The 12,270-nt window shown below is 74.3% G+C and carries 1 protein-coding gene; it reads left to right on the forward strand.

Annotation, left to right across the window (positions count from 1 at the left end; all coding sequences use genetic code 11):
* On the forward strand, positions 1-12,270 hold a 12,270-nt coding region (locus ACFVWU_RS42265), incomplete at both ends, for an SDR family NAD(P)-dependent oxidoreductase (protein WP_387631463.1).

Raw genomic sequence — 12,270 nt, forward strand, 5'->3', positions numbered from 1 at the left:
GATCAAGATGGTGCTCGCGATGCAGCACGGCCTGCTGCCGCGCACCCTGCACGTGGACACGCCCTCCTCGCACGTCGACTGGACGGCCGGCGCGGTCGAGCTGCTCACCGAGCGCACCGCGTGGCCGGCCACCGGCCACCCGCGCCGCGCGGGCGTGTCCTCCTTCGGGATCAGCGGCACCAACGCCCACGTGATCCTGGAGCAGGCCGAACCCGAGGCCGGGCGGGACGCTGCGGTGACGGCGGGGGCGGTGCCCTGGGTGGTGTCCGCCAAGTCCGAAGCGGCGCTGGATGCTCAGGTCGCGCGGCTGACGGAGCTCGATGAACGTCCCGCCGGCGATGTGGCGTTCACCCTGGCCGGGCGGTCGCTCTTCCCGCACCGCGCGGTGGTCGTCGACGGGGTCGAGTCGGCCCGAGGAGTCGCGTCGGTGGGCAGGAGCGCGTTCCTCTTCTCCGGCCAGGGATCGCAACGCCTCGGCATGGGAGAGGAGTTGTACGCTCGCTTCCCGGTGTTCGCCGACGCGTTCGACGCCGTCTGCGCGGCGCTGGACGAGCACCTCGACCAGCCCCTTCGCAGCGTCGTGTGGGGCCCGGACGAGGAGCTGCTGAACCGGACCGCGTACGCCCAGGCCGGGTTGTTCGCCGTCGAGGTGGCCCTGTTCCGGCTGGTCGAATCGCTGGGTGTCCGACCGGAGTTCGTGGCGGGGCACTCGATCGGTGAGGTCGCGGCCGCGTACGTCGCCGGGGTGTTCTCGCTGCAGGACGCTTGTGCACTGGTGGCCGCCCGTGGCCGGCTGATGCAGGCGCTGCCTTCGGGCGGTGCGATGCTGGCGGTGCAGGCGACGGAGGACGAAGTCCTTCCGCTGCTCGGTGAGTTCGTGTCGATCGCGGCCGTGAACGGCCCGAGCTCGGTCGTGGTCTCGGGGGCGGAGGAGGCCGTCGCGGCGATCGAGGCGCACTTCGCCGACCGCAGGACGACACGTCTGCGCGTCTCGCACGCGTTCCACTCGCCGCTGATGGACCCGATGCTGGCGGACTTCCGCGAGGTCCTCGACGGGCTCACCTACGGCGTGCCGTCGATTCCGGTGATCTCCAACCTGACCGGCGCACCGGCCGAAGGCCTTCAGACGCCCGACTACTGGGTGCGCCACGTCCGCGAGGCCGTCCGCTTCGCCGACGGCATCCGCACCCTTCACGCCGCCGGCGTCGACCGCTTCCTCGAACTCGGCCCCGACGCCGTCCTCACCGCCCTCACCGCGAGTGCTCTGCCCGACGGGGAGGCCGAAGTGATCCCGGCGCTCCGCCGCAACCGGGCCGAGGAGCACGCCCTCGTCGACGCCCTCGCCCGTCTCCACGTCCACGGCGCCACGGTGGACTGGGCCGCGCTGTTCGCCGCCACCGGCGCCCGGCACATCGACCTGCCGACGTACGCCTTCCAGCGCCGCCACTTCTGGCCCGCGCCCCTGGCCGCCCGCGGCGGTGACGTCCGCTCCGCCGGCCTCGGTGCCACCACACACCCGATGCTCGGCGCGGCCGTCGAACTGGCCGACGAGGACGGGCTGGTGCTCACCGGTCGCCTGTCGACGGCCGCCTTCCCGTGGCTGGCCGACCACACCGTCCAGGGCACGGTCCTGGTCCCCGGCGCCGGTCTGCTCGAACTCGCGCTGCGCGCCGCCGCCGAGGTGGGCTGCGAGCAGGTGGAGGAACTGACCCTGGCGGCACCGCTGGTGCTGCCCGAGCACGGCGCGCTCCAGCTCCAGCTCCGCGTCGGAGCGCCGGACGCCGTCGGCCGCCGGGAGCTCACGATCCACTCCCGGCCGGCCGGGGACCCGGACGCCGGGTGGGTCCAGCACGCGGCCGGTTCGCTGGCCGCCTCCGGAGCCGTCGAGGCGGAGTCGTTCGACGTCTGGCCGCCGGCCGACGCCGAGCAACTGCCGGTGGAGGGCGCGTACGAGCGCATGGCGGAGTCCGGCTTCGGCTACGGCCACGCCTTCCAGGGCCTCCGTGCGGCCTGGCGGCGCGGGAACGAGTTGTTCGCGGACATCGAGCTCCCCGAGGACGTCGAGGCCGACGGCTTCGGCGTGCACCCGGCGCTCCTCGACGCGGCCATGCACGTCGCCATCGTGGACGCCGGGAGCGACGACACCGTGGTCCCGTTCGCGTGGACGGGCGCGGCGCTGCGCGCTGTCGGCGCGTCGGCGGTGCGGGTGCGCCTGGTCAGGCTCGACGGTGGCGGGCTGCGGCTCGACCTCGCCGACCCGGCGGGCGGGCCGGTGCTGACGGTGGCCTCCGTGAAGGGCCGGGCGGTCTCGGCGGCGCAGCTGGGCTCGGTCGACCCGCTCTACGCGGTCGAGTGGTCGGCGCTGCCGGCCGCCCCGGACACGGGCACGGAGTGGATGTCCTGGGATGCCCTGCCCGCCGAGGGCCCGGCGCCCGAGACCGTCGTCCTGGACTGCGCGGCCGTGGCCGCCCCGGGCGACGACGTTCCGGCGGCCGTCCGCGAGGTGACGCGGCACGTGCTGCGCGCGGTGCAGGCGTGGCTGGCGGAGGAGCGGTTCGCGGCGTCGCGTCTGATGGTTGTGACGCGGGGTGCGGTGGCGGTGGGTGAGGGTGAGCCGGTGGATCTGGCGCAGGCTCCGGTGTGGGGTCTGGTGCGGTCCGCGCAGGCGGAGAACCCGGGGCGGTTCGTCCTGCTGGACACGGACGGGGACGTGGTCGTCACCGCTGAGCCGGAGTCGGCCGTGCGGGCCGAAGCCGTGTACGTTCCGCGCTTGACCCGTCTGCCGCAGCCGGAGGGTCCGCTGCCGGTCGGTGCGGATGACACGGTGCTGATCACCGGTGGCACGGGCGGTCTGGGTGCTGTCGTGGCCCGGTACCTGGTCGCCGAGTGCGGGGTTCGGAGTCTGGTGCTGACGAGCCGTCGTGGTCTGGATTCGCCGGGAGCAGTAGAGCTGGTGGCGGAGCTGTCCGCCCTCGGCACTGTCGTTGACGTGCGTGCCTGTGACGTGGCGGACCGCGATGCGGTCGCAGCGCTCATCGAGGCGATCCCTGGCCTGTCGGCCGTGATCCACGCCGCCGGTGTCGGTGACAACGGTCTGGTCGGTGCGCTCACGCCCGAGCGCATGGACGCCGTCCTGGCGCCGAAGGCCGACGGCGCGTGGTACCTGCACGAGCTGACCGGGCACCTGGATCTGACCGCCTTCGTCCTCTTCTCCTCCGCCGGTGGTCTGGTCCTGACCGCCGGCCAGGGCAACTACGCGGCCGCGAACGTCTTCCTCGACGCCCTCGCCGCCCACCGCCACGCCGTCGGCCTGCCCGCCACCTCGATGGCCTACGGCCTCTGGGACGTCGGCGCCGGCCTCGGGCGTGACCTCGCGGACGTCGACCGGTCGCGGATGGCCACCCAGGGCGTTCCCGTCCTCGACCACGCGACCGGCCTCGTCCTCTTCGCCACCGCCCTGCGCAGCGAGCGCGCCGCCGTCGTCCCGATCCGGGTCGACGCCGCAGTCCTGCGTGCCCGCACCGACGAGGTCCCCGCGCTCCTGCGTGCCCTCGCCGCCCCGCGCAGGCGCGCCGAGCTGCCCGCGAGCGGCCGCGCGGCCGAGACCGGGCTCGCCCGGCTGGGGGAGAGCGAGGGCCGGCGCCTGGCGCTGGAGCTCGTGCGCGCGGAGGTCGCCGCCGTGCTCGGCCACGCCTCCGCCGAGGCGATCGCGTCCGAGCGCGCGTTCCAGGAGCTGGGTTTCGACTCCCTCGCCGCGACCGACCTGCGCAACCGCCTGAACAAGCGCACGGGCCTGCGCCTGCCCGCCACCCTTGCCTTCGACTTCCCCAACGCCCGGGCCGTCGCGGAGCACCTCCTCGACCTGGCCGGCGCGGGCACGGAGCCGACCCCGGCCGTCGGCGCCGAGATCCGCCCGCACGCCGCCGACGAACCGATCGCGATCGTCGGCATGGCCTGCCGCTACCCCGGCGGCGCGGCCACGCCCGAGGACCTGTGGAGGCTGCTGGCAGACGGCGTCGACACTGTCACCGGCCTGCCGACCGACCGCGGCTGGGACATCGAGAACCTCTACGACCCCGAGCCCGGCAAGGAGGGCCACAGCTACACCCGCCACGGCAGCTTCCTGCACGACGCCGGCGACTTTGACCCCGGCTTCTTCGGGATCTCGCCGCGCGAGGCCCTCTACATGGACCCGCAGCAGCGGCTCCTCCTGGAGACCTCGTGGGAGGCGCTGGAGCGGGCGGGCATCGACCCGCTGTCCCTGCGGGGCAGCCGGACGGGCGTCTTCGCGGGCGTGATGTACCACGACTACGCGCTCAACACGAACCCCTCGGGCACCAGCGGCGGCAGCGTCGTCTCCGGCCGGGTGTCCTACACGCTGGGCCTGGAGGGCCCGGCGGTGACCGTGGACACGGCCTGCTCCTCCTCGCTGGTCGCCCTGCACCTGGCGGTCCAGGCGCTGCGCAGCGGGGAGTGCTCGCTGGCGCTCGCGGGCGGTGCGACGGTGATGTCGACGCCGGGCATGTTCATCGAGTTCTCGCGGCAGCGGGGGCTGTCGGCGGACGGCCGGTGCAAGGCGTTCGCGGGTGCGGCGGACGGCGTGGGCTGGTCGGAGGGCGTCGGGGTGCTGCTCGTCGAGCGGCTGTCCGACGCGGAGCGGAACGGCCACCGGGTGCTCGCGGTGATCCGCGGCACGGCCGTCAACCAGGACGGCGCGAGCAACGGCTTCTCGGCGCCGAACGGTCCGTCGCAGCAGCGGGTGATCCGGCAGGCGCTGGCGAGCGCCGGGCTGGCTGCGTCGGACGTCGACGCCGTCGAGGCACACGGCACCGGCACCACGCTGGGCGACCCGATCGAGGCGCAGGCGCTGATCGCCACCTACGGCCAGGACCGCGAACTGCCGCTGCTGCTGGGCTCGATCAAGTCGAACATCGGGCACGCGCAGGCCGCGGCCGGTGTGGCGGGCGTGATCAAGATGGTGCTGGCGATGCAGCACGGTGTGCTGCCGAAGTCGCTGCACATCGACCGGCCCTCGCCGCACGTCGAGTGGTCGGAGGGCGCGGTCGAGCTGCTGGCCGAGGCCCGGGACTGGCCGGCGACCGGCCGGCCGCGCCGGGCGGGTGTGTCCGCGTTCGGGATCAGCGGGACCAATGCGCACGTGATCGTCGAGCAGGGTCCTGAGACGGTAGCCGAAATGTCCGTCGCAAAGGGCGAGTTGGGAACACTTCCCTGGCTGCTCGCCGCGGCGACGCCGGAGGCCCTGCGGGTGCAGGCCGAGCGGCTCGCGACCTTCCTCGGTGCGCGGCCGGAGCTCGACGCGCTGGACGTCGCCCACTCGCTGGTGGCGACGCGGCCGGCGCTGGAGCACCGCGCGGTGCTGCTCGGCGCGGACCGGGCGGAGCTGCTGGCCGGACTGGACGCGCTGAGCCGGGGCGAACTCGCTCCGGGCGCGGCCATCTCGTCCGCCCGGGCGGGTGGGGCGACGGCGTTCCTGTTCTCCGGGCAGGGCTCGCAACGGCTCGGGATGGGACGGGAGTTGTACACCCGCTTCCCGGTCTTCGCGGAGGCGTTCGACGCGGTGTGCGCGGCGACAGAGCTTCCCGTGCGCGAGGTGGTGTGGGGCGAGGACGAGGAGCTGCTGAACCGGACCGTGTACGCCCAGGCGGGTCTGTTCGCCGTCGAGGTGGCGCTCTACCGTCTCCTCGAATCGCTGGGCGCGCGACCGGAGTTCGTGGCCGGCCACTCGATCGGCGAGGTGGCCGCGGCGCACGTCGCCGGGGTGTTCTCGCTGGAGGACGCCTGCGCGCTGGTCGCGGCCCGTGGCCGGCTGATGCAGGCGCTGCCTTCGGGCGGTGCGATGCTGGCGGTGCAGGCGACGGAGGATGAAGTCCTGCCGCTGCTGGGAGAGTTCGTCTCGATCGCGGCCGTGAACGGTCCGACGTCGGTCGTGGTCTCGGGCGCCGAACAGGCCGTCTCGGAGATCGAGGAGCACTTCGCCGACCGTCGCACGACCCGCCTGCGCGTGTCCCACGCGTTCCATTCGCCGTTGATGGATCCGATGCTGGAGGACTTCCGTGAGGTCCTCACAGGGCTGACGTACCAGGCGCCGTCGATCCCGGTGATCTCCAATCTGACCGGCGGACCGGCCGAAGGCCTTCGGACGCCCGACTACTGGGTGCGTCACGTCCGCGAGGCCGTCCGCTTCGCCGACGGCATCCGCACCCTCCACGAGGCCGGCGTCCGCCGCTACCTCGAACTGGGCCCCGACACCGTCCTGTCCGGCCTGGTGCAGGGCGCCCTCGACGATCCGACCGCCGCCGGCACGTGCGTCGTGCCCGCCCTGCACGCGGACCGGGACGAGGAGGCGAGCCTGATCGGCGCCCTCGGCCGGCTGCACGTGGCCGGGGCCGAGGTGGACTGGTCCGTCCTCTTCGCCGGCAGCGGCGCCCGGACGGTGGAGCTGCCCACCTACGCGTTCCAGCGCCGCCGCTTCTGGCTCGACGCGACGACCCCGCTCGGCGACCTGGGCGCGGTGGGCGTGGGCGCCTTCGCGCACCCGCTGCTCGGCGCGGCCGTCGACCTGTCCCACACGGACGGGTTCCTCCTCACTGGCCGGGTGTCGCTGGACTCGCACCCGTGGCTGGCCGACCACCAGGTCCTGGACACCGTCCTGGTTCCGGGCGCGGCGCTGGTCGAGCTCGCACTGCGGGCCGCGGCCGAGGTCGGGTGCGAACTGGTGGAGGAACTGACGCTGGCCGCGCCGCTGGTGCTGCCCGAGCGCGGCGCCGTCCAACTGCACGTGCGGGTCGGTGGTCCGGACGCCTCGGACCGGCGCGCGGTCACCATCCACTCGCGGCCGGACGGGGATCCGGACGCCGGGTGGGTCCAGCACGCGGCCGGTTCGCTGGGCGCTTCCGGAGCCGCCGAGGCGGGATCGTTCGACGCCGCCGTCTGGCCACCGGTCGGCGCGGAGCCGCTGCCGGTGGAGGGCGCGTACGAGCGGATGGCCGAGGCAGGGTTCGGCTACGGCCCGGTGTTCCAGGGCCTGCGCGCGGCCTGGCGGCGCGGCGACGAGTTGTTCGCCGAGGTCGTGCTGCCGGAGGGCGTCGAGGCCGACGGCTTCGGCGTGCACCCGGCGCTCCTCGACGCGGCCATGCACGCCGCGATCCTGGCCGGCGGCGAGCGGGAGACGATGATCCCGTTCGCGTGGACCGGCGTGACCCTGTCCGCCGTCGGCGCCTCCTCGGTGCGGGTGCGGATCGTCCGGCTCGACGGTGGCGGGCTGCGGCTCGACCTCGCCGACCCGGCGGGCGGTCCGGTGCTGGCCGTGGCCTCGATGGTGGGCCGGGCGGTGTCGGCGGAGCAACTGGGCTCGGTCGACCCGCTCTACGGGATCGAGTGGGCGGAGCTGTCGAACGCGCCTGCCGCAGAGAGCTCCTGGGCGCGGTGGGAGGACGTGTCGGACTCCGAGGAGCCGACGCCCGACGTGGTCGTCCTCGACTGCGGCGCCTTCGCGGCCCCCGCGGATGTCCCGAGCGGTGTCCGCGCGAGCGTCCACGCCGTGCTGGAAGTGCTCCAGATCTGGCTGGCGGAGGAGCGGTTCGCGGGGTCGCGTCTGGTGGTCGTGACGCGGGGTGCGGTGGCGGTGGGTGAGGGTGAGCCGGTGGATCTGGCGCAGGCTCCGGTGTGGGGTCTGGTGCGGTCCGCGCAGGCGGAGAACCCGGGGCGGTTCGTCCTGCTGGACACGGACGGGGACGTGGTCGTCACCGCTGAGCCGGAGTCGGCCGTGCGGGCCGAAGCCGTGTACGTTCCGCGCTTGACCCGTCTGCCGCAGCCGGAGGGTCCGCTGCCGGTCGGTGCGGATGACACGGTGCTGATCACCGGTGGCACGGGTGGCCTGGGTGCTGTCGTGGCCCGGTACCTGGTCGCCGAGTGCGGGGTTCGGAGTCTGGTGCTCACGAGCCGTCGTGGTCTGGAGGCGCCGGGAGCAGTAGAGCTGGTGGCGGAGCTGTCCGCCCTCGGGGCGGTCGCTGACGTGCGTGCCTGTGACGTGGCGGACCGCGATGCGGTCGCAGCGCTCATCGAGGCGATCCCTGGCCTGTCGGCCGTGATCCACGCCGCCGGTGTCGGTGACAACGGTCTGGTCGGTGCGCTCACGCCCGAGCGCATGGACGCCGTCCTGGCGCCGAAGGCCGACGGCGCGTGGTACCTGCACGAGCTGACCGGGCACCTGGATCTGACCGCCTTCGTCCTCTTCTCCTCCGCCGGTGGTCTGGTCCTGACCGCCGGCCAGGGCAACTACGCGGCCGCGAACGTCTTCCTCGACGCCCTCGCCGCCCACCGCCACGCCGTCGGCCTGCCCGCCACCTCGATGGCCTACGGCATGTGGGACGTCGGCGCCGGCCTCGGCGAGCACCTCCTGGAGCTCAATCGCAACCGCATGGCCGCCCAGGGTGTCCCGCCGCTCTCCCGCGAGGCCGGTCTGGCGCTGTTCGCCACCGCCCTGCGCAGCGAGCGCGCCGCCGTCGTCCCGATCCGGGTCGACGCCGCCGCCCTGCGCGCCCGCACCGACGAGGTCCCCGCACTCCTGCGTGCCCTCGTCCCGGCCGCCCGCCGCACGGCGGCGCACGCTCCGGTGTCGGCCGCGCCGACCGACGGTCTCGCCGCCCGGCTCGTCGGGCTGACGGAGGCGGAGCAGCGGCGGACCGTCCTCGAACTCGTCCGGGCCCGGGTGGCCGGTCTGCTCGGCCACGAGTCGGGTGACGCGATCGAGCCGGACCGCGCGTTCCAGGAGCTCGGCTTCGACTCCCTCGCCGCGACCGACCTGCGCAACCAGCTCAACACCCTCACCGGCCTGCGCCTGCCCGCGACCCTCGCCTTCGACCACCCGAACGCCGAGGCCGTGACGGACTGCATCATCACCGAGCTGGGCGTGCGGACGGCGGCCGCGAGCGGCGAGGCGTCCCGCGCCGAGGCCGACCTGCGCGCCGCGCTGCAGTCGATCCCGACCCGCCGCCTGCGCGACGCGGGCCTGGTCGACGCCCTGCTCGACCTGGCCGACGACCGGGTCCGTTCCATCGGCACCGAGACGGACGTTCCGGCGGCGACGGAGGTCCGCCACGACCCGATCGCGATCGTCGGCATGGCCTGCCGCTACCCGGGCGGGGTGACCACGCCCGAGCAGCTCTGGCAGCTGGTGACGTCCGGCACGGACGCGATCTCCCCGTTCCCCGCCGACCGCGGCTGGGACCTCTCGACGCTCCGCACCGAGGACTCGTACGACACCCGCGCGGGCGGGTTCCTCGACGGCGCCGCCGAGTTCGACCCCGGTTTCTTCGGGATCTCCCCGCGCGAGGCCCTCGGGATGGACCCGCAGCAGCGGCTCACGCTGGAGCTCTCCTGGGAGGCGCTGGAGCGGGCCGGCATCGACCCGACCGGCCTGCGCGGCACCCGCACCGGCGTCTTCACCGGCGTGATGTACCACGACTACCCGGGCAGCGACGGCAACGGCAGCGTCGTGGCCGGCCGCGTCTCGTACAAGCTCGGCCTGGAGGGTCCGGCGGTTGCCGTGGACACCGCCTGCTCGTCCTCCCTGGTCGCCCTGCACCTGGCCGCCCAGGCGCTGCGCCACGGCGACTGCTCGCTCGCGATCACCGGTGGCGTGACGGTCATGGCCACACCCGGGGTGTTCGTCGAGTTCGGCCGTCAGGGCGCGCTCGCCCCCGACGGGCGCTGCAAGTCCTTCGCGTCCGCCGCCGACGGCACGGGCTTCGCCGAGGGAGCGGGCTTCCTGGTCGTCGAGCGGCTGTCGGACGCGCTGCGCAACGGGCACCCGGTGCTGGCGCTCGTCCGCGGCAGCGCCGTCAACCAGGACGGCGCGTCGAACGGCCTGACGGCGCCGAACGGTCCGTCGCAGCAGCGGGTGATCCGGCAGGCGCTCGCCAACGCCCGCCTCGGCGCCGACCAGGTCGACGTGGTCGAGGCGCACGGCACGGGCACGACGCTGGGCGACCCGATCGAGGCCCAGGCCCTCCTCGCCACCTACGGCCAGGACCGCCCCGAGGAGCAGCCGCTCTGGCTGGGCTCGGTGAAGTCGAACCTCGGCCACACCCAGGCCGCGGCCGGTGTCGCCGGCGTGATCAAGATGGTGCTCGCGATGCACAACGGAGAGCTGCCCTCGACGCTCCACGTCGACGAGCCGAGCGCGAACGTGGACTGGTCGGAGGGGGCCGTCCGGCTCCTGACGGAGCCCCGGCCGTGGGCTGCGGGCGAGCGTCCGCGGCGCGCCGGCGTCTCGTCCTTCGGGATCAGCGGCACCAACGCTCACGTGATCATCGAGGAGGCCCCGACGGCGCACCTGTCCACGGAGTCGCCTGAGGTCGAGCCCGGTGTCGTGCCGTGGCTGCTGTCCGCCGCGACCCCGGAGGCCCTGCGCGCGCAGGCCGAGCGGCTGCACGCCGTCGTCACGGCCGACGGTGGCGCCCGTCCGGTGGACGTCGCGTACTCCCTGGCGACGACCCGTGCCGCGCTCGAACACCGCGCGGCCGTGGTCGGCGACGGGACGGAGCAACTCCTGACCGGCCTGCGGGCGGTGGCGGACGGCGAGGCGCCGACCGGCATCGCCACGAGTGGGCGGACGGCCTTCCTCTTCTCGGGGCAGGGCTCGCAACGGCTCGGCATGGGCCGGGAACTGTACGCCAGGTTCCCGGTGTTCGCCCGGGCCTTCGACGCGGTGTGCTCGCGGTTCGACCTGCCCCTGCGGGATGTCGTGTGGGGTGCGGACGAGAAGCTGCTGAACCGGACCGTGTACGCCCAGGCGGGCCTGTTCGCCGTCGAGGTGGCGCTCTACCGCCTCGTCGAATCGCTGGGTGTGCGACCGGAGTTCGTGGCCGGACACTCGATCGGCGAGGTGGCCGCGGCGCACGTGGCCGGGGTGTTCTCGCTGGAGGACGCCTGCGCGCTGGTCGCGGCCCGTGGCCGTCTGATGCAGGCGCTGCCGGAGGGCGGTGCGATGCTGGCGGCGCAGGCGACGGAGGATGAAGTCCTGCCGCTGCTCGGTGAGTTCGTGTCGATCGCGGCCGTGAACGGTCCGACGTCGGTCGTGGTCTCGGGCACGGAGGAGGCCGTCTCGGAGATCGAGGAGCACTTCGCGGACCGCAAGACGACCCGCCTGCGGGTGTCCCACGCGTACCATTCGCCGTTGATGGATCCGATGCTGGAGGACTTCCGTGAGGTCCTCACAGGGCTGACCTACCGCACCCCTTCGATCCCGGTCGTCTCCAACCTGACGGGCGGGCCGGCCGATGGCCTGACGTCGCCCGACTACTGGGTGCGTCACGTCCGCGAGGCCGTCCGCTTCGCCGACGGCGTCCGCACCCTCCACGAGGCCGGCGTCCGCCGCTACCTCGAACTCGGCCCCGACGCCGTCCTCACCGCCCTCACCGCGAGCGCGCTGTCCGACCGCGAGGCCGAAGCGATCCCGGCGCTGCGCCGCGGACGCGACGAGGAGCGGACCGTCGTCGAGGCGCTGGCACGCCTGCACGTGCTGGGCGTGCCGGTGGACTGGTCCGCCTTCCACGCCGGGACGGGCGCCCGCCGGGTCGCCCTGCCGACGTACGCGTTCCAGCACCGCCGCTTCTGGACGGACACCTCGGCGTTCCTCCCCACGGCCGAGTCCGCCGGGCTCAGGAACGCCGACCACCCGTTGCTCACCGGATCGCTCGAACTGGCCGGTTCCGCCGGGCTGGTGTTCACCGGCCGGCTGTCGGCCCGGTCGCACGGGTGGCTGGCGGACCACGTCGTCATGGGGTCGGTGCTGGTGCCGGGCACGGCGCTGGTCGAGCTGGCCGTGCGCGCCGGCGACGAGGTCGGCTGCGACCTGGTCGAGGAACTGACCATGGCCGCGCCGCTCGTGCTGCCCGAGGAGGGGTCCGTCCGGATCCAGGTGCGGCTGGCCGAGCCGGACGACTCCGGCCGCCGCGCCGTCGGCATCCACTCCACGGCGGACACCGGTCCGGACCCGGTCTGGACCCTGCACGCGAGCGGCGTGCTGGGCTCGGGCGCGGCGCCGGCGGAGTTCGACGCCTCGGTCTGGCCGCCGGTCGAAGCCGAACAACTGGACCTCACCGGACTGTACGAGGGCCTGGCGGACGCCGGGTTCGGGTACGGCCCGGCGTTCCAGGGCCTCCGCGCGGCCTGGCGGCGCGGGGACGAGCTCTTCGCGGAGGTCGCCCTGCCCGAGGGCACCGAGGGCACCGGCTTCGGCCTGCA

It is taken from the genome of Kitasatospora sp. NPDC058190, from assembly GCF_042883685.1.
Taxonomy (GTDB): Bacteria; Actinomycetota; Actinomycetes; order Streptomycetales; family Streptomycetaceae; genus Kitasatospora.